This window comes from Streptomyces javensis (assembly GCF_039525925.1).
Lineage (GTDB): Bacteria > Actinomycetota > Actinomycetes > Streptomycetales > Streptomycetaceae > Streptomyces > Streptomyces asiaticus.
The window spans coordinates 1-23085 of sequence record NZ_BAAAIF010000105.1 but is presented as its reverse complement, the minus strand read 5'-3'; the positions used below and the strand labels follow the sequence as shown (position 1 = coordinate 23085).

20 protein-coding genes, 1 tRNA gene, 1 pseudogene and 1 riboswitch are annotated in these 23085 nt (G+C 72.0%); of the genes and pseudogenes, 11 read left to right on the top strand and 11 right to left on the bottom strand.

The window, feature by feature from the left end; all coding sequences use genetic code 11:
• Positions 1-179 precede the first annotated feature (179 nt).
• A tRNA-Met gene (locus tag ABD329_RS44745) sits at positions 180-256 on the top strand.
• A gap of 70 nt (positions 257-326) precedes the next feature.
• On the opposite strand, the gene ABD329_RS44740 is transcribed toward ABD329_RS44745, so the two are convergent.
• Positions 327-740 (bottom strand): Fur family transcriptional regulator, encoded by a 414-nt coding sequence (locus tag ABD329_RS44740; RefSeq protein ID WP_198281302.1) that lies wholly within the window; start codon positions 738-740, stop codon positions 327-329.
• 143 nt (positions 741-883) lie between these two features.
• Between ABD329_RS44740 and ABD329_RS44735 the strand changes: the two genes are divergently transcribed.
• On the top strand, positions 884-2368 hold the full coding sequence (locus ABD329_RS44735; RefSeq protein WP_198281305.1) for a catalase: 1485 nt from the start codon (positions 884-886) through the stop codon (positions 2366-2368).
• An 81-nt stretch (positions 2369-2449) separates the two neighbouring features.
• Here ABD329_RS44735 and ABD329_RS44730 read toward each other — a convergent pair whose 3' ends face one another.
• Both ABD329_RS44730 and hisN read right to left on the bottom strand, forming a co-directional pair.
• On the bottom strand, positions 2450-2842 hold the full coding sequence (locus tag ABD329_RS44730; protein ID WP_198281306.1) for a CBS domain-containing protein: 393 nt from the start codon (positions 2840-2842) through the stop codon (positions 2450-2452).
• Positions 2843-3030: 188 nt separating this feature from the next.
• Positions 3031-3825 (bottom strand): histidinol-phosphatase, encoded by a 795-nt coding sequence (hisN, locus tag ABD329_RS44725; protein ID WP_198281303.1) that lies wholly within the window; start codon positions 3823-3825, stop codon positions 3031-3033.
• A gap of 173 nt (positions 3826-3998) precedes the next feature.
• Here hisN and ABD329_RS44720 point away from each other — a divergent pair, with 173 nt between their 5' ends.
• Positions 3999-4568: a TetR/AcrR family transcriptional regulator gene (locus ABD329_RS44720; RefSeq protein WP_198281304.1), complete on the top strand. Its 570-nt coding sequence runs from the start codon at positions 3999-4001 to the stop codon at positions 4566-4568.
• 74 nt (positions 4569-4642) lie between these two features.
• On the opposite strand, the gene ABD329_RS44715 is transcribed toward ABD329_RS44720, so the two are convergent.
• The 4 genes from ABD329_RS44715 to ABD329_RS44700 all read right to left on the bottom strand — a co-directional run bounded on the left by ABD329_RS44715 (position 4643) and on the right by ABD329_RS44700 (position 8631).
• Positions 4643-4966 (bottom strand): DMT family transporter, encoded by a 324-nt coding sequence (locus ABD329_RS44715; protein ID WP_046090402.1) that lies wholly within the window; start codon positions 4964-4966, stop codon positions 4643-4645.
• A 404-nt stretch (positions 4967-5370) separates the two neighbouring features.
• Complete coding sequence (gene rsgA, locus ABD329_RS44710) at positions 5371-6378, bottom strand: ribosome small subunit-dependent GTPase A (protein ID WP_198281321.1); 1008 nt, start codon at positions 6376-6378, stop codon at positions 5371-5373.
• 12 nt (positions 6379-6390) lie between these two features.
• Positions 6391-7767 (bottom strand): 3-phosphoshikimate 1-carboxyvinyltransferase, encoded by a 1377-nt coding sequence (gene aroA / locus ABD329_RS44705; RefSeq protein ID WP_198281320.1) that lies wholly within the window; start codon positions 7765-7767, stop codon positions 6391-6393.
• Positions 7768-7917: 150 nt separating this feature from the next.
• Complete coding sequence (locus ABD329_RS44700) at positions 7918-8631, bottom strand: M50 family metallopeptidase (protein ID WP_020868553.1); 714 nt, start codon at positions 8629-8631, stop codon at positions 7918-7920.
• Between the two features lie 48 nt (positions 8632-8679).
• Here ABD329_RS44700 and ABD329_RS44695 point away from each other — a divergent pair, with 48 nt between their 5' ends.
• From ABD329_RS44695 to ABD329_RS44665, 7 genes are all read left to right on the top strand, one after another.
• A complete protein-coding gene (locus ABD329_RS44695) occupies positions 8680-9498 on the top strand; it encodes an SOS response-associated peptidase (RefSeq protein WP_037952359.1) in 819 nt (272 codons plus the stop codon).
• Positions 9498-10166 carry an alpha/beta hydrolase family protein gene (locus ABD329_RS44690; protein WP_198281319.1) on the top strand — a complete coding sequence of 223 codons (669 nt, stop codon included), beginning with the start codon at positions 9498-9500 and terminating at the stop codon, positions 10164-10166. Before ABD329_RS44695 ends, ABD329_RS44690 begins: the two co-directional genes overlap by 1 nt.
• A 385-nt stretch (positions 10167-10551) precedes the next feature.
• Positions 10552-11241 carry a sigma-70 family RNA polymerase sigma factor gene (locus ABD329_RS44685; RefSeq protein WP_037952362.1) on the top strand — a complete coding sequence of 230 codons (690 nt, stop codon included), beginning with the start codon at positions 10552-10554 and terminating at the stop codon, positions 11239-11241.
• Complete coding sequence (gene rsrA / locus ABD329_RS44680) at positions 11238-11579, top strand: mycothiol system anti-sigma-R factor (protein WP_198282032.1); 342 nt, start codon at positions 11238-11240, stop codon at positions 11577-11579. The genes ABD329_RS44685 and rsrA overlap by 4 nt, the downstream gene beginning before the upstream one ends.
• Before the next feature lie 238 nt (positions 11580-11817).
• Entirely contained in the window at positions 11818-13242 is a 1425-nt protein-coding gene (locus tag ABD329_RS44675) for an HD-GYP domain-containing protein (protein ID WP_344317977.1), read from the top strand.
• Between the two features lie 764 nt (positions 13243-14006).
• Entirely contained in the window at positions 14007-15272 is a 1266-nt protein-coding gene (locus ABD329_RS44670; RefSeq protein WP_344317976.1) for an HD-GYP domain-containing protein, read from the top strand.
• A 240-nt stretch (positions 15273-15512) separates the two neighbouring features.
• Positions 15513-16499, top strand: coding sequence for a tetratricopeptide repeat protein (locus ABD329_RS44665; RefSeq protein ID WP_344317974.1), 987 nt, complete (start codon positions 15513-15515; stop codon positions 16497-16499).
• A 182-nt stretch (positions 16500-16681) separates the two neighbouring features.
• On the opposite strand, the gene ABD329_RS44660 is transcribed toward ABD329_RS44665, so the two are convergent.
• Positions 16682-17920, bottom strand: a complete 1239-nt coding sequence (locus ABD329_RS44660; protein WP_198280812.1) for an IS256 family transposase — start codon at positions 17918-17920, stop codon at positions 16682-16684.
• Positions 17921-18429: 509 nt separating this feature from the next.
• On the opposite strand from ABD329_RS44660, the gene def reads away from it, so the two are divergent.
• Positions 18430-19059 carry a peptide deformylase gene (def, locus tag ABD329_RS44655; RefSeq protein WP_198280811.1) on the top strand — a complete coding sequence of 210 codons (630 nt, stop codon included), beginning with the start codon at positions 18430-18432 and terminating at the stop codon, positions 19057-19059.
• Between the two features lie 60 nt (positions 19060-19119).
• On the opposite strand, the gene ABD329_RS44650 is transcribed toward def, so the two are convergent.
• The 3 genes and pseudogenes from ABD329_RS44650 to ABD329_RS44640 form a co-directional block, all read right to left on the bottom strand.
• Positions 19120-20151, bottom strand: coding sequence for a ribonucleotide-diphosphate reductase subunit beta (locus tag ABD329_RS44650; RefSeq protein ID WP_246618999.1), 1032 nt, complete (start codon positions 20149-20151; stop codon positions 19120-19122).
• A 17-nt stretch (positions 20152-20168) separates the two neighbouring features.
• Positions 20169-22580, bottom strand: coding sequence for a ribonucleoside-diphosphate reductase subunit alpha (locus ABD329_RS44645; protein ID WP_198280809.1), 2412 nt, complete (start codon positions 22578-22580; stop codon positions 20169-20171).
• Between the two features lie 155 nt (positions 22581-22735).
• Positions 22736-22861: riboswitch (cobalamin riboswitch) on the bottom strand.
• 127 nt (positions 22862-22988) lie between these two features.
• Positions 22989-23085 (bottom strand): annotated as a pseudogene (locus tag ABD329_RS44640) (ABC transporter ATP-binding protein); the annotation flags it as partial.

The following is a 23085-nucleotide window of genomic DNA, read 5'->3' as shown; positions in this document are numbered from 1 at the left end:
CCCGGCCCGGCTCAGGCCCGGCCCAGCCCGGCCCAGCCCGGCCCAGCCCGGCCCGGCCCGCCCCAGCCCACCCCGGTCCGGGCCCGTCCGGGCCCGCCGCGGTGAGCCGCCGCCGGGCGTCTTGCCGGTAACCGGTTTGCTCCCGCCGTCCACCCCGGGTTAAGGTTGCTACACAACGACGCGGGGTGGAGCAGCTCGGTAGCTCGCTGGGCTCATAACCCAGAGGTCGCAGGTTCAAATCCTGTCCCCGCTACCAACGGCGAAGGCCCGGATCCGCGAGGATCCGGGCCTTTCGTCTGTTACGGCCCTCTCGGGCCGAGCACTTCTCAGGCCGCGCAGTCGGGGCACAGCCCCCGGTACGTCACCTCGACCGCGGAGATCGCGAAGCCGTAGCGCTCCTGCGCGGGCAGATCGGCGAGCAGGTCGCCGGAGGGGTGGACATCGCGGATCGTGCCGCAGCGCGCGCACACCAGGTGCTGATGCGCGTGATGCGCGTTCGGGTCGTAGCGCTTGGCTCTGCCGTCCGTGCTGACCTCGATCACCTCGCCGAGCGTGACGAGCTCGCCGAGGGTGTTGTACACGGTCGCGCGGGAGATCTCGGGCAGTCGCTCGGTCGCCAGCGCGTGGACCTCGTCGGCGGTGTAGTGCACGTGGTCCCCGTTGAGGACCTCGGCGACGACACGCCGCTGCGCCGTCAGCCTCCAGCCGCGTCCCCTGAGCCGTTCCAGCAGGTCACTCATGCCATTCACCTATCAGTCAGATAAGGACAAGGGTAGCAGCGGACGAGTCCTTGACCAGATCGGGTACGAGTCTCAATCTCTTCTTGACTTAGACAATGTCCAATGTAGGATCGTGGCCAGCCCCAGACCAGGGACAGAATGCGATCACGCAGGAGGCGCACGTGACGGTCCAGGACAACATCACTGGTCCGCTGACCACGGAGTCCGGGGCTCCGGTGGCGGACAACCAGAACAGCGAGACGGCGGGCGTCGGCGGTCCGGTCCTCATCCAGGACCAGCATCTGATCGAGAAGCTCGCCCACTTCAACCGCGAGCGGATCCCGGAGCGGATCGTGCACGCGCGGGGCGCCGGTGCGTACGGCACCTTCACCGTGACCGCGGATGTGACCAAGTACACCCGCGCCGCGTTTCTCTCCGAGGTCGGCAAGCAGACCGAGACGTTCCTGCGCTTCTCTACGGTCGCCGGCAACCTCGGCTCGGCGGACGCGGTGCGCGACCCGCGCGGTTTCGCGCTGAAGTTCTACACCGAGGACGGCAACTACGACCTGGTCGGGAACAACACCCCGGTGTTCTTCATCAAGGACGCCATCAAGTTCCCCGACTTCATCCACACCCAGAAGCGCGACCCGTACACCGGCTCGCAGGAGGCGGACAACGTCTGGGACTTCTGGGGGCTCTCGCCCGAGTCCACCCACCAGGTGACCTGGCTGTTCGGCGACCGCGGCATCCCCGCCTCGTACCGCCACATGAACGGCTACGGCTCGCACACCTACCAGTGGAACAACGCCGCGGGCGAGGTCTTCTGGGTCAAGTACCACTTCAAGACCGACCAGGGCATCAAGAACCTCACCACCGCCGAGGCGGCCGAGACCGCCGGTCTGGACCCGGACAGCCACCAGCGCGATCTGCGCGAGGCCATCGAGCGGGGCGACTTCCCGACCTGGACCGTGCAGGTGCAGATCATGCCGGCGGCCGACGCGGCGAACTACCGCTTCAACCCGTTCGACCTGACCAAGGTCTGGCCGCACGAGGACTACCCGCCGATCGAGATCGGCAAGCTGGAGCTCAACCGCAACCCGCGGAACATCTTCGCCGAGGTCGAGCAGTCGATCTTCTCGCCCGCCCACTTCGTGCCGGGTATCGGCCCGTCCCCGGACAAGATGCTCCAGGGCCGCCTGTTCGCGTACGGCGACGCCCACCGCTACCGCGTCGGCATCAACGCCGACCACCTGCCGGTGAACCGCCCGCACGCGGCCGAGGCGCGCACGTACGGCCGCGACGGCTTCCTGTACGACGGCCGTCACGCGGGCGCCAAGAACTACGAGCCCAACAGCTTCGGCGGTCCGGCCGAGACCGGCCGGGCGCTGTGGCAGCCGTCGCCGGTGTCCGGCCGGACCGGGGACCACGAGGCCCCCTCGCACGCCGAGGACGACGACTTCGTCCAGGCGGGCAACCTCTACCGGCTGATGTCGGACGACCAGAAGGAGCGCCTGATCGAGAACCTGGCGCAGTTCATCGCCAAGGTCTCCCGCGATGACATCGCACAGCGGGCGATCGAGAACTTCCGCAAGGCGGACACCGACTACGGCAAGCGGCTGGAGGCCGCGGTCCAGGCCCTGCGCGGCTGACGGACGCTTGCCGTATCAACCGAAGAGGCCGGACGCCGTTGGGCTCCGGCCTCTTCGGGTGCCGGGCGCGGTGTGGGGCGCTTACGCCGGTACGGGCTGGGGCGCCGGGGCCCAGCAGCGGATGATGTCGCGCACCGACACCACCCCGACCGGGTCGCCCGCGTCGAGGACGACCAGATGGCGGAAGCCGCCCTGGGACATCGCGCGGGCCGCCTCGTCCAGCGTCCACCCGGGGGCGGCGAAGACGACATCGGCGGTGGTGTGGTCGTGTGCGGTCTCCTGGTCGGGGTCCTGGCCCGCCCCCAGGGAGTTGAGGATGTCGCGCTCGGTGAGAATCCCCAGGCCGCTGGTGTCGGGATCGAGCACGATGGCCGATCCCACCCGGCGGGCCGACATCAGCCGGGCGGCCTGGCGGAGCGTATGCGCGGGGCCGATGGTGAGGACCACCGAGCTCATGGCGTCACGGACGTGCATGGGCATGGATGGAGCCACCTCCTTGGTGAATCCCGGGTCCCATTAGAGAAAGGATTCACAAGTTCACAAGGTCTGGAATTCTCATGTTCACATGCCTCGGTGAGTCCAACAAGGGCGCGCGGAAGCCGATCTGCCACTGAGCGCGCCCCGCGCTCCGGTTCACACTCCGGTCAGCCCCGGACGGCCCCTCAGGGCCGCAGGTAGTCCAGCATCACCCCGTGCAGCAGCCCATTGGACGCCGCCGCATCGCCGCTGTTCGGGCCCGGTACGCCGTCGAGTCCGGTGAAGCGGCCGCCCGCCTCCTGGACGATCACCGCGTTGGCCGCCATGTCCCACAGCGACAATTCCGGTTCGGCGCAGATGTCCACCGAACCCTCGGCCACCATCATGTACGGCCAGAAGTCGCCGTAGCCACGGGTGCGCCAGCAGGCGCGGGTCAGATCGAGGAAGCCGTTCAGCCTGCCGCGCTCCTCCCAGCCGCTGAGCGAGGAGTACGCGAACGAGGCGTCGGAGAGGTTGCTCACCTTCGAGACCGCGAGCCGGCTTGCGGAGGACAGGCTGCGCCCGGTGTACGCCCCGAGCCCCTCGGCGGCCCACCAGCGCCGTCCCAGCGCCGGTGCGGAGACCACGCCGACCACCGGCCGGTCGCCGCCCTCACCGCGCTCCATGAGGGCGATCAGGGTGGCCCAGACCGGGACCCCGCGCACATAGTTCTTGGTGCCGTCGATCGGGTCGACCACCCAGCGCCGCGGACCGCTGCCCTCGCTGCCGAACTCCTCGCCGAGCACCGCGTCGCGCGGCCGGGCCCGCTGGAGCGAGGTGCGGATCAGCTCCTCGGCCGCCTTGTCGGCCTCGCTCACCGGCGTCATATCGGGTTTTGTCTCGACCTTGAGGTCGAGCGCCTTGAACCGCTCCATGGTGGTCGCGTCGGCGGCGTCGGCGAGAACGTGGGCGAGACGCAGGTCATCGTGGTAGTCGGGCATGGCCGAACAGTATCGACAGGAAAAGACGCGGAGCCACACGACTCCACAACGACCAGGGGACTCCGGCTGGACGGTCCGCTCGCGCGCGGCTCTTGACTTCATCTGGCGGCCCGTCAATTCTGTCGGGCACATGCCGGGCCGGGAGGCGACGATACCCGCTCTGGGAGGCGACGATGCCCGCAGCGCGTGAATCCTTACTCGACGCGGCCTTCGCCGCGCTCGACCGCCGCCCGTGGCCGAGGGTGAAGATGTCCGAGGTCGCGGCGGCGGCAGGGGTCTCCCGACAGACCCTCTACAACGAGTTCGGCAGCAAGGAGGGCCTCGCCCGCGCCCTGGTGCGGCGCGAGGCCGACGCGTATCTGCGCGGGGTCGAGCGGGCGTTGGCCGGGGTCTCCGGCGCGGCGGCTCCCAGGGAGCGGCTGGCCGCCGCCGCAGTGTGGACGGTCCGCTCGGCGACCGAGAACCCGCTGGTGCGGGCGGTGCTCACGGGCAGCTGGAACGAGCGGCTGCCGACGTCCGTAAGGACGGCACCGCCGGGGGAGCCGGAGCCGCTGCCCGCGCCCGGCGAGCTGATCGGCGAGGCGCGGGACCGGGCGGTGCGGCTGCTGGAGGGCGACTGGCCGCCGGGCGCGGTCGAGCTGCCGCTGGCCTGTGAGGCGGTCGCCAGGCTGGCCCTGTCGTACGTGGTGGCGTCCGCCCCGGTGGCGGATGTGGCCCGTATGGTGCGCACCGTGCTGGCCTGAGCGGGCCCGAGGGGCGGCCGGGGCTCAGTAGGCCGTTAGCCTCAGTAGGCCGTTGGTTCAGTGGGTCGGCGACCTCAGTGGGCCGAGCCGGAGAGCTGGAGCCCTATCACGCCGACGATCACCAGAGTGATGGAGATGACCTTGAGCGTGGAGACGAGGTCGCCGAGGAAGACCATGCCGTAGATCGCGGTCCCGGCGGCCCCGATCCCCGTCCACACCGCGTACGCGGGCCCCACGTCGAGCTTCTTCAGGGACAGCGTCAGCAGCCCGAAGCTGCCGAGCGCGAACGCGCAGAAGGCGATGGTCGGCCAGAGGCGGGTGAAGCCGTGCGAAAGCTTGAGGCAGACGGCGAAGCCGGTTTCGAGTAGCCCGGCGACCACGACCAGCAGCCACGCCATAGAGATGCCCTCCCGTGCTGCCGTGGGCTGCCGTCGCCCGGGGCGTCCCCGGTCGCCTGGATTGCTTGATGCGATTATCCATTTACCGCCCGGATGAAGCGGCAAACACGCTCCCCAGGGTGTCTGGGGGATCGTGACGCCTGCGGCGGGCTGCTCCCCTCCCCGCCCCTCCCCGAAACTGGGGCTCCGCCCCAGACCCCGGCGCCGGGGCTCCGCCCCAGACCCCTGACCCCGGCGCCGGGCTCCGCCCCAGACCCCGGGAGCGGGGGCTCCGCCCCAGACCCCGGGAGCCGGGCTCCGACCCTTTGCGCAGTCTTGCCAGGCGGGCTCCGCCGCGTGGTGGGGCTCCGCCCTTCGCCCCGGGGGCCAGGGGCGAAGCCCTTGGTAGCGGGGAGGGGAAAGACCTAGTCGCCCTCGCGTCGTTCGCGGGTGGCCAGCAGTCGCCGCAGGGAGTAGAGCCGGGCGGGTTCGGCGTGGCCGTCGGCCACCCACTGGTCCAGCGCGCAGTCCGGCTCGTCGTGGCTACAGGCGCGCGGGCAGCCCTCGGTGCCCGGTTCCAGGTCCGGGAAGGCGTGGATGACCCGCGCCGGGTCCACGTGGTGCAGCCCGAAGGACCGCACGCCCGGGGTGTCGATCGCCCACCCCTTGGCGTCCGGCAGGGGCAGCGCGAGCGCGGAGGTGGTGGTGTGGCGGCCGCGGCCGGTGACCGCGTTCACCCGGCCGGTGGCCCGCTGGCGGTCCGGGACCAGCGCGTTCACCAGCGTCGTCTTGCCCACGCCCGAGTGGCCGACGAAGACGGTGATCCGGTCCGCCAGCCGCTCCCGCACCCGGTCGGCGGCGTCCCCGTCGGCCAGCTCGTCGCGGCTGGTGACGACGTAGGGGACGCCGAGCGGCTCATAGGTCTTCAGCATGTCGTCGGCGGGCGCCAGATCGGACTTGGTGAGGACGAGCAGCGGTTCCAGGCCCGCGTCGAAGGCGGCCACCAGACACCGGTCGATCAGCCGCGGCCGCGGCTCCGGATCGGCCAGGGCGGTCACGATCGCGAGCTGGTCGGCGTTGGCGACCACCACCCGCTCGTACGGATCGTCGTCGTCGGCGGTCCGGCGCAGCACGGAGGAGCGCTCCTCGACCCGGACGATCCGGGCGAGCGTGTCCTTGTCGCCGGAGAGATCCCCTACGACCGCGACCCGGTCGCCCACCACGACGCCCTTACGGCCGAGCTCGCGGGCCTTCATGGCGGTGATGGTGCGGTCCTCGACCAGGACCGTGAGCCGGCCGCGGTCGACCGTGAGCACGAATCCCTCGGCGGCGTCCTCGTGTTTGGGGCGGATGTTGGTGCGCGGCCGGTTGCCCTTGCGGTTGGGGCGGATCCGAACGTCGTCCTCGTCGGTGTGCTTGCCGTAGCGGCGCATGAGTCCAGGCTCTCAGGATCTCCGCGCCGAGGTCGTCGTCGCGTCGAGCATGCCGGTCCACAGACCGGGGAAGTCGGGGAGGGTCTTGGCGGTGGTCGCCACGTTCTCGACCAGCACGCCGTCGGCGGCCAGGCCGAGGACGGCGGCGGCGGTGGCCAGCCGGTGGTCCTCGTAGGTGTGGAAGATCCCGCCGTGCAGCGGGCGCGGGCGGATCCGCAGGCCGTCCTCGGTCTCGGTGACGTCCCCGCCCAGCTCGTTGATCTCCTTGGCGAGTGCGGCGAGCCGGTCGGTCTCGTGGAGCCGCAGATGGGCGATGCCGCGCAGCACCGACTCGGAGTCGGCCAGCGCCGCGACCGCCGCGATCACCGGGGTGAGCTCGCCGACCTCGTGCAGATCGGCGTCGATCCCGGTGATCCGGCCCGTTCCGGTGAAGGTCAATCCGGTGTCGGTGAGCTCGCAGGAACCGCCCATCTCGGTGAAGATCCGGCGCAGTTCGTCCCCGGGCTGGGTGGTGCGCTCCGGCCAGTCAGGGATGGTCACCCGGCCGCCGGTGACCAGGGCGGCGGCCAGGAACGGCGCCGCGTTGGACAGATCGGGCTCGACGACCAGGTCGCGGCCGAGCAGCGCGCTCGGCGCCACCCGCCAGACGCCCCGCTCGCCGCCCGCCTCCGGGGTGTCCACCCGCGCGCCCGCGGCGCGCAGCATGTCCACGGTCATCCGGATGTGCGGCAGGGAGGGCAGCGCGGCACCGATGTGACGCACCTCGACGCCCTGGTTGAAGCGCGGCGCGGACAGCAGCAGCGCGCTCACGAACTGGGAGGACGACGAGGCGTCGACGCGGACCGGGCCGCCGTCCAGCGCCCCGCCGCCGTGCACGGTCATCGGCAGCGCGCCGCGGCCGTCGTCGTCGATGCGGGCGCCGAGGGCGCGCAGCGCGTCGATCACGCCGTGCAGCGGGCGCTCATGGGAGCGGGGGTCGCCGTCGAAGTGGACGGGGCCGTCGGCCAGGGCGGCGACCGGCGGCAGGAAGCGCATCACGGTGCCGGCGTTGCCGACGTCGATGGTGGCCGGGCCGTGCAGCCCCGCCGGGATGACCCGCCAGGACTCTCCGCCGCCGGAGGGGCCGCCGGAGCCGAGGGCGCCGTCGGACACCGTCTCCTCGATCCCGACGCCCATGGCGCGCAGGGCGGCGGCCATCAGGAGGGTGTCGCGGGAGCGGAGCGGGCGGCGCAGCCAGCCGGGTTCGGCGGCGAGCGCGGCCAGGATCAGACCGCGGTTGGTAACCGACTTGGATCCGGGCACGGTGACGGTCGCGTCGACCGCTCCATCGGCGGTCGGAGCGGGCCAGAGGGCGGTGTGATCGCCCGGGGAGGTCTCAATGCCGGTCATGGGTCTCACTTTAGTGGTTCGCCCGGAGTGCCAATCTTGATCGAAAGTGGTGAAACCCAGTCGAAACACGGCGCTGCTACAAGGCGCCCATGAGGCGGTGGCGGTGGCGCGCCGGGCGCTCGTACGGGGGCACGGTCCCAGCGGCCGGGGTCACAGGCCCAGCAGCCAGCGTCCTCCGGCGAGCAGCGAACACAGCGAGACCACGTGGAAGAGCAGCAGCCAGGCGCCGGCCGGAATGCCCGTCAGCCGGGCGAGCTGGTCGGGGTCGGAGTCGTACGCGCCGCCGTGACGGCGCTTGCGCTGGAGCTCGAAGGCCGGACGCACGCCCCCCAGGAGGAGGAACCACACCACGGCATACGCGAACCCCGCCTGGACGTCCGGCCCGGTGAGCCAGGAGACGAGGAAGAAGGCGGCCCCGCTGATGACGACCGTAAGGACGCCATAGGCGTTGCGGATCATCACCAGCATCGCGACCAGCAGCGCCGTCGTCCCCCACAGCAGCAGGGTGATGTGGTTCGCCGCCAGCAGCCAGGCGCCGCCGAGGCCCAGCAGGGAGGGGGCGGTGTAGCCGGACGCCGCGGTGAGGATCATGCCCAGGCCCGTGGGCTTGCCGCGCGAGACGGTCAGCCCCGAGGTGTCCGAGTGCAGCCGTATGCCGTCCAGCCGCCGCCCGCTGAGCAGGGCGACCACGGCGTGGCCGCCCTCGTGGGCGATGGTGATGGCGTTACGGGCTATCCGCCACGCCGTGCGGAAGACCACGACCGCGAACGCGATCACGCCGGTGGAGACGACCAGCCAGGTGGTGGGGTCGGGCTGGGCGCCGGTCACCCGGTCCCACAGATCGGCGGCGTTCGTTGCGTCCATGTGCGGGCGGCTCCTCGCGTCGGTAGGGGTCGTGGCAGTGTGGCACCTATGTGCGGTCGATACGCAGCGAGCCGGAGGCCGGAGGATCTCGTCGGGCTCTTCGGAGTGGAGAAGTGGGAGCCGGAGGAGACTCTGGCGCCGGACTGGAACGTCGCGCCCACCAAGGACGTGTACGCGGTGCTCGAACGCCCCCTTAAGGACGCCGCCGAACCGCGCCCGGTTCGCCAGCTGAGGGCGCTGAAGTGGGGGCTGGTGCCGTCCTGGGCGAAGTCCCCCGAGGGCGGCGCCAAGATGATCAACGCACGGGCCGAGACCGTGCACGAGAAGCCGTCCTACCGGCGCCCGTTCGCCTCGCGGCGCTGCATCCTGCCCGCCGACGGCTACTACGAGTGGGTCACCGCGGCGGGGGAGCGGCAGCTGGAGGAGAAGGGCAAGCGGAAGCGGCCCCGCAAGCAGCCGTACTTCGTGACCCCGGTGGACGGCTCGGTGATGGCCATGGCCGGGCTGTACGAGTTCTGGCGGGACCGGACGCTGCCGGACGAACACCCCCGGGCGTGGTGGGTGACCTGCACGGTGATCACCACCGAGGCGGACAAGGAGCCCTTCGGGGGCGCGGCCCGGGACGAGGGCCCTGGCTCGCTCGCCGAGATCCACCCGCGGATGCCGCTGGTCCTCACCGAGGACCGCTGGGCCTCCTGGCTGGACCCGGGCCGCACCGACCCCGACGACCTGCTGCCGCTGCTGGCGCCGCCGCCCTCCGGGCTGCTGCGGGCGTACCCGGTGGCCACCGGGGTGAGTGATGTCCGTAACAACGGCCCCGAGTTGCTCGAGGAGCTCGAGGCCCCGGAGGAGGGCACGCTGTTCTGATGGCCGCGAAGAAGACGGATGAGTCTCAGGTCACCACCGAGATGGTGGCGACCCCGGCCGGGGACGCCCGGATCACCTGGCACCACGCCCCAGGCGCCCATGCCCTGCTGGCCGCCAGTCATGGCGCCGGCGGGGGCATCGAGGCGCGGGACCTGCGCGCGCTGGCCGGGGCGCTCCCCGGGATCGGGGTGAGCGTCGCGCTGGTCGAGCAGCCGTGGCGGGTGGCGGGCAAGAAGATCGCGCCCGCGCCCTCGACCCTCGACACCGGATGGCGTGCCGTATGGCCCGCGCTGGAGAAGGCCGGGCTGCCGATCGTGGCGGGCGGCCGCAGCGCCGGGGCGCGGGTGGCCTGCCGGACCGCGACGGAGCTGGGCGCGAAGGCCGTGCTGGCGCTGTCCTTCCCGCTGCACACGCCGGGCAAGCCGGAGCGGTCCCGGGCCGAGGAGCTGCTGGCCACGGGCGTGCCGACGCTGATCGTCCAGGGCGGCCGGGACCCGTTCGGGCGCCCGGAGGAGTTCCCCGAGCTGCCCGCGGCCATGGAGCTCGTGGAGGTGCCGTACGGCGACCACGTCTTCGGCCTGCCGAAGTCGGCGGACCTCGACGAGCCCGCGGCGCTCGCCCTGATCACCGGGGCCGTCACCGACTGGCTGCCGCGCGCCCTGGGCTGATCGCCGTCGCCGTCGCCGTCGCCATCGTCATCGCCGTCGCCGTCGCCGACCGCTGAGCCCCGCCCCGGCGCCCCGGGCCCGGCGTCCCCGCCCTGGCCAGGGGCGCCGGGGCGGGGACGGGGCGGGAATGCGACGGGCGGGATCCGTGTTGAACGGGCTGTCGGTACTCACCGTGTAAGAGGCACTGACACGCGGATTACGAGGAAAGGGAGTCCCCCGCATGGGTTCGCTTGCTTGCCCGGCCCGTCCACGCGCCGCTGACCTGGACTGGTCTCAGCTGGGGGCGGCGCAGGCCGTGAAGATCGAAGCGGCGGGCGCACCGGATCGTCGTCTATTCTCCGATTCCAGCGGGTCCACATCCGGACCCGACACGAAGCTGGAGGAGGTGGGTCAGGTCACTGGGACCGACGCAGGTACCGACGGCGTGACCGAGGGAGAGCCGGTCGAGCGGTCGCAGGAGTCGTCCTCGGAGCGGAACGCGCGCTTCGAGCGGGATGCCCTTGCCTTCTTGGACCAGATGTACTCGGCCGCGCTGCGGATGACGCGTAACCCGGCTGACGCCGAGGACCTCGTGCAGGAGACCTACGCCAAGGCGTACGGGTCCTTCCACCAGTTCCGCGAGGGCACCAACCTCAAGGCGTGGCTGTACCGCATCCTGACCAATACCTTCATCAACTCGTACCGCAAGAAGCAGCGGGAGCCCCAGCGCAGTGCGGCCGAGGAGATCGAGGACTGGCAGCTCGCGCGCGCCGAGTCGCATATGTCGACCGGTCTGCGCTCCGCCGAGTCGCAGGCCCTCGACCACCTGCCCGACTCCGATGTCAAGGAGGCCCTTCAGGCCATCCCCGAGGAGTTCCGCATCGCGGTCTATCTCGCGGACGTCGAGGGCTTTGCCTACAAGGAGATCGCGGACATCATGGGTACACCCATCGGTACGGTGATGTCCCGGCTGCACCGTGGGCGCCGCCAGCTGCGCGGTCTGCTGGAGGACTACGCCCGTGGGCGCGGGCTGGTCCCGGCCGGCGCGGGCGCCGCGGCGGACGAGTCGCACGATCGGAAAGGCGCGGACTCATGAGCTGCGGAGAGCCGCATGAGACGGACTGCTCCGAGGTTCTCGACCACCTCTACGAGTTCCTCGACCACGAGATGCCGGACGGCGACTGCGCCAAGTTCGAGGTGCACTTCGACGAGTGCTCTCCGTGCCTGGAGAAGTACGGTCTCGAGAAGGCCGTGAAGAAGCTCGTCAAGCGGTGCTGCGGCCATGACGACGTGCCCACCGACCTCCGGTCGAAGGTCATGGGGCGGATCGAGCTGATCCGCTCCGGGCAGGCGGTGCCGGAGCGCGAGATCACGACGGAGACGAACGCGCCGAGCAGCGCGCCGGGTAACGCGCCGAGCAGCGCCCAGGAGTGACCCCGGGGCCCGGGCCCGAGTGACCCCGGGGCTCCGGCCCCAGCGGATCCCCGGTCGAACGCCAATCGAGTTGGCGCGTTCTCATTCCCACCTTCGGTGATCAGATCATCACTCGAAGGGGTGTAATCGGACAGTCCCTCCGATCCCAGACGCCCCGCCTCGTCCTAAGCTCCCCAACCACCTGACCCGCCCCGCCCGAGGGGGCGGCGCAATGGCCATGGATGGGGAGGAGGACACCGTGCGGGCACTTCCCCACGGCGCGCGCGCCTATGTCCTGTGCGCCGTGCTCGCCGGGGCGTACTGCGCCGCCCCGGCCGTACGGCCCGGAACGGCCGTCCCCTGGGCCACGACCGCCCTGCTCGCCGCGGTGCACGCGGTCGGCTCCAGGGTTCGCGGCCGCTGGCCCGAATGGTGCAGCCCCGTCCTTCTGGCCGGGGCTTTTCTGCTGCCGCCCGCCGCCGCGGCGCTGGTCGCCGTGCCCGGTGCGCTGCTCGCCCGCGTCGAGCGGCCCCCGGCCGGGGCGCGGCGGGCCTGGCGCGCCGCACGGCTCTCGCTGGCCGTCTGGGCCGCCTCGTGCGCCTTCGCGGCCCTGGACGGCCCCGGGACCCTCGGCGCCCTCTGGGCCCTCGGCGACGGCGCCCAGGCCGCGGCTGGGCAGGCGTCGTCCGGAGCGCCCGGCTTTCCGTACGCCCTGGCGGCCGCCGTGGCCGCGGCGCTCGTCCTGGGCCTGACCGCCACCGCGCTGGAGGGCGGGGTGCTGGTCACCGCCGAGCGGCAGTCGCCGCGCGCCGCCTGGTGGGGGCGGCTGCCCGGCGCCCTCGCCCCGTATCTGGTGCACGGGCCCGCCGGGCTGGCCATGGCGGTGCTCTGGCGCAGCCCTTACGGACCGGCGGCGGCCCTGCTCGTGCTGCTGCCGATGTACGTCTGCGCCTGCGGCTTCGTGCTCTACCGCCGCGAGAGCGCCGCCCACCAGGCCACCATCCGGGCCCTGGTCCAGGCGGTCGACATCAAGGACCGCTACACCCGGGGCCACAGCGAGCGTGTCGGCCGCGCCTCCGCGATGATCGCCCGCGAGCTGGGCATGAGCGGCGACCGGCTGGAGGCGGTACGGATCGCGGGCATCCTCCACGACGTCGGCAAGCTCGGCGTCCCCACCCGGCTGCTGCGCAAAAACGGTCCGCTGACGCCCGAGGAGCGCCGGGTGATCGAGCTGCACCCCGAGTACGGCGACGAGATGGTGCGCGGCATCGGCTTCCTGGGCGAGGCGCGGGCCGCGATCCTCCACCACCATGAGCGGCTGGACGGCAGCGGCTATCCGTACGGGCTCGCCGGGGCGCAGATCCCGGAGTTCGCCCGGGTGGTCGCGGTGGCGGACGCCTTCGACGCGATGACCTCGACGCGTACGTACCGCAGGGCCCGGCCCGTGCCCACGGCCGTGGCGGAGCTGCAACGGTGCGCGGGCTCGCAGTTCGACCCCCGCATGGTGGGGGCCCTCACCCGCGCCCTGGACCGCCACGGCTGGCACGCGGCGGTCACCGCGGACGCCCCTGAGGAGCGCGGAAACGTCCCGGCAGAGCCCGCCCCACCCCTGGTACGCGCGGCCGCGTCGGACGCCCCCGACGGCCCCCACCCCACCGCGGGCGCCCCCGGCGGTGGCCCATGACCCCCGCCGAGGACCCCACCCCGCCCGGCACGAACGATTCAGCCGGAACCCCGGAGCCCGCCCCCGGCCCGGCCGACGCGCGGCCCGGGAAAGCCCCGGAGACCTTGGCCAGGGGCGGGCTGGGCGCCCCGGGTCGCCCCGGTCCTGACCGGTCCGCTCCCGGTTCGGCCGACGGGGGGTCTGGAGGCGCTTCGGAGACCTTGGCCGGGGGCGGGCCGGGCGCCCCGGGCCGTCCCGGTCCTGGTGGGAGCCCCCGGTCTGACGTCGGTCCGGTCGACGGGGGGTCTGGAGGCGCTTCGGAGACCTTGGCCGGGGGCGGGCCGCGTGCCCCGGGTCGCCCCGGTCCCGGCCGGGCCCCCCGGTCTGACGTCGGTCCGGCCGACGCGGGGGTCGGGGAAGCCCCGGACGCGTCGGGCAGAGTCAGTGGCGGTACGGGCGCCTCGGGCCGTCATGGCTCCGATCGGGGCCCCCGGCCCGCCGGCGGGGGGCCCGGGGAAACCCCAGTCGCCTCGGCTGGAGGCGAGCCCGGCGAGCCGGGGCGGTCCGGGCCGCGTGATCGGGACGAAAGTGCGGCTCAGTGGCCTGCCAGGGCGGTCCGTCCCACCTCGGGAGCGGCCACCCCCCGGGCTTTCGCCCGGCTCGCCGAGCGGCAGGCCCGCGCCCTTCACCGGGCCCGCCGTCAGCGGGCCGAGACCGCCGCCGCACGGGAGGAGGGGCGGGAGCGGATATCCCGGGGGCGTTATGGCGGCCTTACGGTCGTCGCCGTGTATGGCGCGGCGGGGGCGCTTGCCGTGGTGGCGCTGGTGTGGACCGAGTGGCACGGGGTGCGGCAGGCGGAGGCGGCGCTGGCCTTCGGGGCGCTCATCGCCGTCGGGGAGGCGATCCGGTGCGTCGAGGCGCCGCCCGCGCTGCCGGACGGCGGTGGGGGAGTGCCCGATCCGCGCGGTGAGCCCGCGCCCCTCGCCGCCGTCGGCGCCCTCGGATACGCCCTGCTCGGGCGGCTCGGCGGGGAGCCCGCCGCCCACGGCGTCCTCCAGGTGGTCACCGTCGTCGTGGCCGCGTCGCTCGCCGGGCTGGTGGCGCCGCTCGCGCTCGGCTGCCCGGTCGACCCCGGGCACACCGCCCGCCGGGTGCTGACCGCCGCGTTCGCCGCCGTCTGCTTCCAACCGCTGCACCGGACCGGCCGGTTGGCCGACTGGCTCGGCCACGGCCCGTTCATCGTCGGCTATTTGCTCGCCCTGCTGGCCCTGACCGCCCTGTGCGACGCCGTCCTGGCCGCCGCCCTCGCCCGCGCCCGTACCGGCTGGCCTTACGGGCCGCTCCTCCGCGACGAGCTGCGGTCGCTGCCCGGGGTCGGGGCGGCGGTGTGCGCGACCGCGGCCGTGATGGCGCTCACCGTGGCCGTCGCCGGGCTGTGGCCGGTGCCGGTGCTGGCGGTGCCGCTGCTGCTGATCCAGTACTCCTACCGCCGCTACGCCGGGATACGGGCCACCTACCGCCAGACCATCGCCTCCCTGGCCAGAGCGACCGAGATAGCCGGGTACACCCCGACGGGCCACGCCCGCGAGGTGGCCGGGCTCAGCCGGGCCGTGGGGCGTGAGCTGGGCCTCTCCGAGCCCCGGCTGACCGTGCTGGAATACGCGGCGCTGATGCACGACATCGGCCAGCTGTCGCTGGTGGATCCGGTGCCCGCGGGGGCCACCGAACCGCTGCCCGCCGCCGAGCAGCCCAAAATCGCGCTGCTCGGCGGCGCTGTGGTGCGCCAGACCGGGGTACCCGCCGAGGTGGCGCTCGTCGTGGAGCGCCAGGCGGACCCGTACCGCGAGCAGCCGCTCGCCGCGCGTATCGTGCGCGCGGTGAACGCGTACACCGAGCTGGTGAGCGGGCCCGCGGCCGAGGGCGCGGCCGGGGTGGCCGCGCTGCGCGCCCTGGAGCGGCTGCGGCTGGCCACGGCGCGCGACTTCGACCCGGTCGTGGTCGAGGCGCTCGCCACGGTGCTGTCGCGCGGGGTTTACGGCCGCCCCCGGTGAGCACGGATAACTCGCCGGTAATGAGCGGGGCTCCCGAGGGGCATGGTTGGATGCGAGGAGAGGGGTGCCAGGCCAGATGGCCGGTGGCAAGGAGGTGTGGTGGGCGTCGCATCCCGGCCGCAGCGTGAGGGGTCGGGCTGAGATGTCCGCGAATGTGTGGCAGGTTGTCTTCAAGGGAGGGCGACGCCGTCCGCGAAGGCATCTGGTACGGGACGACTTCGATACCGGCAGGCGGGAATCGTGAAGATCTTCGGCAAGGTACGGCACCGGCCGTCCGCCTCATGGCGGCAGGCCACGGACCGTGCGTTCACGCTCATCGGCGACGGCCGGTACGAGGACGCGGGCGCGCTGCTGACCCGCGCCGCCGACCTGGAGCCGTGGCTGTCGGAGTCCTGGTTCAACCTGGCGCTGCTGCACAAGTTCCGGCACGACTGGGAGCAGGCGCGCGCCGCGGGGCTCCGGGCGGTCGCGCTGCTGGACCGCGCGACGGGCGCTCCGGACTGGTGGAACGTGGGGATCGCGGCCACCGCGCTCCAGGACTGGCCGCTGGCCCGCCGCGCCTGGCAGGCGTACGGGCTGAAGGTGCCCGGAGAGGCGTCCGCGTCCGGTGAGCCGCTCGGCATGGAGCTGGGCAGCGCGGCGGTGCGGCTGTCCCCGGAGGGCGAGGCCGAGGTGGTCTGGGGCCGCCGGCTGGACCCGGCCCGGCTCGAGGTGCTGTCCATCCCGCTGCCGTCGTCCGGGCGGCGCTGGGGCGAGGTGGTACTGCACGACGGCGTGCCGCACGGTGAGCGGGTGACCTCCGCGGGCCCCACGTACCCGGTCTTCGACGAGATCGAGCTGTGGGCGCCGTCCCCGGTGCCGACCTGGGTGGTGCTGCTGGAGGCGGCCACCGAGGCCGACCGGGACGCCCTGGAGCGGCTCGCGGCGGACGCGGGGTTCGCGGCCGAGGACTGGTCGTCGTCGGTGCGGCTGCTGTGCCGCTCCTGCTCGGAGAGCCGGATGCCCAGCGACGAGGGCGAGGGCGAGCATCTGGACCCCCATGACCACAGCGAACCCGGCCATCCCGGGCCGCTGGGCCACCGTATGGCGGGCTCGGGCTCGCTGTGGGTTCCTGAGCGCGAATGCGGGATCGCGGCGCCTGGGGGGTTGGTGCGGGGGTTGTTGGACGGGTGGGTCGCGGACAGTCCGGATACGCGTGAGTGGCGGGATCTGGAAGAGGTCTGCTGACCGCCTGGCGGCTGGCGGCCGCGTTGGTGGTCCTAGGGGGTCCGGCGGATCGTGGCGCCTGCGGCGGGCTTGCCCCCTCCCCGCCCCTTCCCGAAACTGGGGCTCCGCCCCAGCCCCCGGACCCTGGGGTCACGTCCGCTGGAGTGGTGTATCGACGGCCCCTCGGTGATCCGTTGTTGAGGCTATGCAGTGAGTTCGGTGGGCAGGTCGGGTTCGTCGGTTTCTGACTCGATCGGGTGGAGGCGGGCCTTGGCGAGAAGTTCGCGGCCCATGTAGCGGCGGGCTTCGGTCCATTCGTCGTTCTGTTCGGCCAGTACGGCTCCGATCAGGCGGATCACGGCGGTTCGGTCGGGGAAGATCCCCACGACATCGGTGCGCCGGCGGATCTCCTTGTTCAAACGCTCCTGGGGATTGTTGGACCAGATCTGCCGCCAGATCTCGTAGGGGAAGGAAGTGAACGCCAGCAGGTCGTGCTGGGCGGCGTCCAGGTGCTCGGCGGCCTTGGGGAACTTGGCTTCCAGCGCGTCCAGGACGTGTTTCATCTGTGCGTGGACAGCGTCGGTGTCGGGTTGTTCGAAGACGGTCCGCAGCAGGGTGGCCACCCACGGCTGGGCGGTTTTGGGCACCTGGGAGAGCAGGCTGCGGGCGTAGTGGGTGCGGCAGCGCTGCCAGGAGGCGCCGGGCAGGACAGCGCCGACGGCGTCGACGAGTCCGGTGTGTGCGTCGGAGATGACGTGCTGGACGCCGGTCAGTCCGCGGGCGATCAGGGAGCGGAGGAATGCCAGCCAGCCGGCGCCGTCCTCGGCGGTGGCCACGTCCAGGCCGAGGATCTCGCGCTGGCCGTCGGCGTTGACGCCGACCGCGATCAGCGCGTGCACGTTGATGATGCGGCCGCCCTCGCGGACCTTCTGGGTCAGCGCGTCGACCCACAGGAAGGTGTAGGGGCCCTGGTCCAGGGGCCGGTTACGGAAGGCTGCGACCTGCTCGTCCAGGTGTTTGGCCATCGCGCTCACCTGGGATTTCGACAGTTGGGTTACTCCGAGGGAGGCGGCGAGCTTCTCCACTCGCCGGGTGCTGACGCCCAGCACGTAGGCGGTTGCGACCACCGAGACCAGGGCCTGCTCGGCCCGGCGGCGCCGTTCCAGCAGCCAGCTGGGGAAGTAGCTGCCCTGCCGGAGCTTGGGGATGGCGAGTTCGACCGTGCCGGCCCGGGTGTCCCACTCGCGCGGGCGGTAGCCGTTGCGGTGGTTGACGCGCTCCTCGCTGACCTGGCCGTACTCGGCCCCGCATACGGCATCGGCCTCGGCGGACATCAGGGCGTCAGCGAATGTTTTGATCATCGCGCGGAGCAGATCCGGACTCGCCGAAGCGAGATTGTCCTCGGTCAGGGCGTGCAGAGGCACACTGTCAGGTGCGGTCATCGTGCTGATCTCCTTCAAGATCTTCGTCGTTCTCGAAGGATCAGCCGATGGCCGTCTGTCTATCCGGGCCCTCATCCCGACGCCGAGGAAAACCCCCGGATCAGGCGGAACCCGGTACACCACTTCCAAGGACGCAACCGACCCTGGGCCAGGGCTTCGCTCCAGACCCCGGGCCGGGGCTGCGTCCCGGACCCTGGGCCTTGGGCGGGGGCTCCGCCCAGACCCGGCCCGGGGCTCCGCCCAGACCCCGGAGCGGTCCGCCCAGACCCCGGACCCCGGACTGGGGTCCGCCTCACACTCCGGATCGGGGCTGCGTCCCGGACCCCGGGCCCAGGGGCGGAGCCCCTGCCACGCGGTGGGGCCGCATATCGGTGCTGCGGGAAGGGGCGGGGAGGGGGAAAGATCCGCCAGCGGCCCGTCACACCGCGTAAGCGCGCCGCACCCCGCCGCGCGGTGCCCGTACCCTGTAGGGCGACGCATCACGGTTGAAGGAAGGCATACGGCGGACGATGTCGCAGCAAGGGACGAAGCAGCGGGTGGACGACGAGTTCATCGTGGACACGGAGGACTGCGAGGAGCGTGAGCGGGCCTTCCGCGAGCGCGGCACCGCCCGCCCGATCACCGTGTACGGCAACCCGGTCCTGCACAAGGAGTGCCGGGACGTGACCGTGTTCGACGAGGAGCTGGCGCGGCTCGTCGACGACATGTTCGCCAGCCAGCGGGCGGCGGAGGGCGTGGGCCTGGCCGCCAACCAGATCGGTGTCGACCTCAAGGTCTTCGTCTACGACTGCATGGACGACGAGGGCGTTCGCCATGTGGGCGTGGTGTGCAACCCGGTCCTGGAGGAGCTGCCCGCCGACCGCCGGGTGCTGGACGACTCCAACGAGGGCTGCCTGTCGGTCCCCACGGCCTACGCGGAGCTGGCCCGCCCCGACTACGCGGTGGCGCGTGGCCAGGACCTCGACGGCGAGCCGATCGCCGTGCGCGGCACCGGCTACTTCGCGCGCTGCCTCCAGCACGAGACCGACCACCTCTACGGCTACCTCTACATCGACCGGCTCTCCAAGCGCGACCGTAAGGATGTGCTGAAGCAGATGGCCGAGGGCACCGCCCGCTATGAGACGGTGCCCAACGACTGAGTGTGTCCTGCCTCACAGGGCCAGCCGGATCCCTCAGGATCCGGCCCGGCCCCATGAGCATCAGAAGTCGTCGTCGAACGCGACCGACCCCTCGACCGCGACCTGATACGCCGACGCGCGCCGCTCGAAGAAGTTCGTCAGCTCCTGGACGTTCTGGAGCTCCATGAAGGAGAACGGGTTCTCCGAGCCGAAGACCGGTGCGAAGCCGAGCCGCTGGAGGCGCTGGTCGGCCACGCACTCCAGATACTCCTGCATCGACGCGGTGTTCATGCCCGGCAGCCCGTCCCCGCACAGATCGCGGGCGAACTGGAGCTCCGCGTCGACGGCCTCCTTCAGCATGTCGGTGACCTGCCGCTGGAGCTCGTCGTCGAAGAGGTCCGGCTCCTCCTCGCGGACGGTGTCCACGACCGAGAAGGCGAACTCCATGTGCATCGACTCATCGCGGAACACCCAGTTGGTGCCCGTCGCCAGGCCGTGCAGCAGCCCGCGCGAGCGGAGCCAGTACACGTAGGCGAAGGCGCCGTAGAAGAACAGCCCCTCGATGCAGGCCGCGAAGCAGATCAGGTTGAGCAGGAAGCGGCGGCGGTCCTCCTTGGTCTCCAGCCGCTCGATCTTCTCCACCGAGTCCATCCAGCGGAAGCAGAACTCCGCCTTCTCCCGGATGGAGGGGATGTTCTCGACGGCGGCGAAGGCCGCGGCGCGGTCGTCCGGGTCGGGGAGGTAGGTGTCCAGCAGGGTCAGATAGAACTGGACGTGCACCGCCTCCTCGAAGAGCTGCCGCGACAGATACAGCCGCGCCTCGGGGGAGTTGATGTGCTTGTAGAGCGTCAGCACCAGGTTGTTGGCCACGATCGAGTCGCCGGTCGCGAAGAAGGCGACCAGACGGCCGATCAGATGCTGCTCGCCGGGGGAGAGCTTGGCGAGGTCGGCGACGTCGGAGTGGAGGTCGACCTCCTCCACGGTCCAGGTGTTCTTGATCGCGTCACGGTACCGGTCGTAGAACTGCGGGTACCGCATCGGCCGCAGGGTCAGCTCGAAGCCCGGGTCGAGCAGGTTCTTGACGTGGTCCGCCGCGGTGTTCACGGTGGTCATCTCGGATGCGGTGGGCATTACTGGCAGGCCTCGCAGGACTCGGGGTTTTCCAGGGAGCAGGCGATCGCGTCGGCCTCGGCCGGGGCCGCTTGCGAGGGAACGGTGACGGTGGGGGTGGCGGCCGCGGCGGCGCCGCCCCGGGCGCTCTGGGCGATCCGGGTGGCCGGACGCGAGCGCAGGTAGTACGTGGTCTTGATGCCGCGCTTCCAGGCGTACGCGTACATCGAGCTGAGCTTGCCGATGGTCGGCGAGGCCATGAAGAGGTTCAGCGACTGGCTCTGGTCGAGGTACGGGGTGCGGGCCGCCGCCATGTCGATCAGGGCGCGCTGCGGGATCTCCCACGCCGTGCGGTACAGCTCCCGTACGTCCGCCGGCACCCAGGAGAAGTCCTGGACCGAGCCGTTGGACTCGCGCAGCGCCTCACGGGTCTGGGTGTCCCAGACGCCCAGCTTCTTGAGGTCGTCCACCAGATAGGAGTTGACCTGGAGGAACTCCCCGCTCAGCGTTTCGCGCTTGAAGAGGTTGGAGACCTGCGGCTCGATGCACTCGTAGACGCCCGCGATGGAGGCGATGGTCGCGGTGGGCGCGATCGCCAGCAGCAGCGAGTTCCGCATCCCGGACTTCGCCATCCGCGCGCGCAGCGCCTCCCAGCGCTCCGGCCAGGTGGCCACCGCGTCCGGGTAGTGGTCCGGGTGCAGCACACCGCGCGCGGTGCGGGTCTCGGCCCAGGCGGGGTGCGGGCCGTGGCGCTCGGCGAGCTCGCAGGACGCCTCGTAAGCGGCGAGCATGATGCGCTCGGAGATCCGCGTGGAGAGCGCCGTGGCCTCGGGCGAGTCGAACGGCAGCCGCAGCCGGAAGAAGACGTCCTGGAGCCCCATGAGGCCCAGACCCACCGGGCGCCAGCGGGAGTTGGAGGCCCCGGCCTCCTCCGTGGGGTAGAAGTTGATGTCCACCACGCGGTCGAGGAAGGTCACGGCGGTGCGGACGGTGGCGTCCAGCCGCTCCCAGTCCAGCTGCCCGTCCTCGCCCAGGTGCGCGGCGAGGTTGACCGAGCCGAGGTTGCACACGGCGGTCTCGCCGTCGTTCGTGACCTCCAGGATCTCGGTGCAGAGGTTGGAGGAGTGGACGACCCTGCCGGGCTCGGCGGTCTGGTTGGCGGTGCGGTTGGCGGCGTCCTTGAACGTCATCCAGCCGTTGCCGGTCTGCGCGAGGGTGCGCATCATCCGGGCGTACAGCTGGCGCGCCGGGACCTGCTTGACGGCCTTCCCCTCGGCCTCGGCCCTGCGGTAGGCGGCGTCGAACTCCTCGCCCCATAGGTCCACCAGAGCGGGCGCGTCGGCCGGGGAGAACAGCGACCAGTCGGCATCCGCCTCGACCCGGCGCATGAACTCGTCCGGGATCCAGTGGGCGATGTTGAGGTTGTGGGTGCGGCGGGCCTCCTCGCCGGTGTTGTCCCGCAGCTCCAGGAACTCCTCGAGGTCCGCGTGCCAGGTCTCCAGGTAGACACAGGCCGCGCCCTTGCGCCGGCCGCCCTGGTTGACGGCGGCCACCGAGGCGTCGAGCGTGCGCAGGAACGGCACGATGCCGTTGGAGTGCCCGTTGGTGCCCCGGATCAGCGAACCGCGGGCCCGGATGCGGGAGTAGGACAGGCCGATGCCGCCCGCGTGCTTCGACAGCCGCGCCACCTGGTGGTAGCGGTTGTAGATCGAGTCCAGCTCGTCCAGCGGGGAGTCCAGCAGATAGCAGGACGACATCTGCGGATGCCGGGTGCCGGAGTTGAACAGCGTGGGGGAGCTCGGCAGGTACGACAGCGTGCTGGTCAGCCGGTAGAGCTCGGCCACGTCGTCCAGCGCCCGCTCCGAGAGGTTCTCGGCGAGCCCGCAGGCCACGCGCAGCAGGAAGTGCTGCGAGGTCTCGATCACCTGACGGGTGATGGGGTGGCGCAGCAGATAGCGGCTGTAGAGGGTGCGCAGCCCGAAGTAGCCGAAGCGGTTGTCGGCGCCGTCGGCCAGCGCCCGCTCCACCAGCGCGTCCAGCCGCTCGGCGTGGGCGGCGGCGAACTCCGCGGTGGAGTCGGCGAGCAGGCCCTCGCGGTGGCCGACCCGGACGGAGGACGAGAAGGAGACCGCGCCCTGCCCGGCCGCCTCCTCCGTGATGGTCAGCGCCAGCAGCCGCGCCGCGAGCCGCGAGTACTCGGGCTCCTCGGCGATCAGCCCGGCCGCCGCCTCGGTCGCGAGGGCACGCAACTCCGCCTCGTCCGAGCCGGGATGACGGCCGCGCAGGGCGGCGGCCGCGACCTTGCCGGGGTCGGTGGCGGGCAGGTCGGCGGTGAGTCCGGTAAGAGTCCGTAGCAGGGCGGTCCCGGGCGCGTCGTCCGCTGCCTGAGAAGCCGCCTGCGCTGAAACCGGATCGGCGGGCGCGATGGTCACTGAGGTGCTCTCCTTCGCTGGGTTAGGGCCTCCGGACAGGCCCTAAGCCGCGAGGGGTGGTGCGACGGTCGCGTACGGGCATGCCGGTGCCGCACTCCTCGTACGCCAGGCACACCACGCAGCGTCCATCGGCCCAACCCTCGAGGCCGGGGGACGTGTTCACAGGGCCGTCGGCAGGTGCTCGGACTCACGGCGCGCCGAATTGAGCGCACACGTACACCGTTGCGGGACAGTTCCGGATTCCCACCGGATTCCCCTGCGGCGACAGCGAGGACGAGCATACATCTTGTGTTGGTCGACGCACGCACCCCCACATCTTGTGTCGGAGCTGCGGAGTTTCGTATGAATGTGCTAGTGCGTTCCGGCCTGCCGAGTGGGGGCCCTGGTCGGGCGGCGCCCGGGCGGAACCTACTTGCCGGTCTCCTTCTCGTACGCCTTGATGACCTCGTCGGTCGGGCCGTCCATCAGCAGTTCGCCCTTCTCCAGCCACAGCACCCGGTCACAG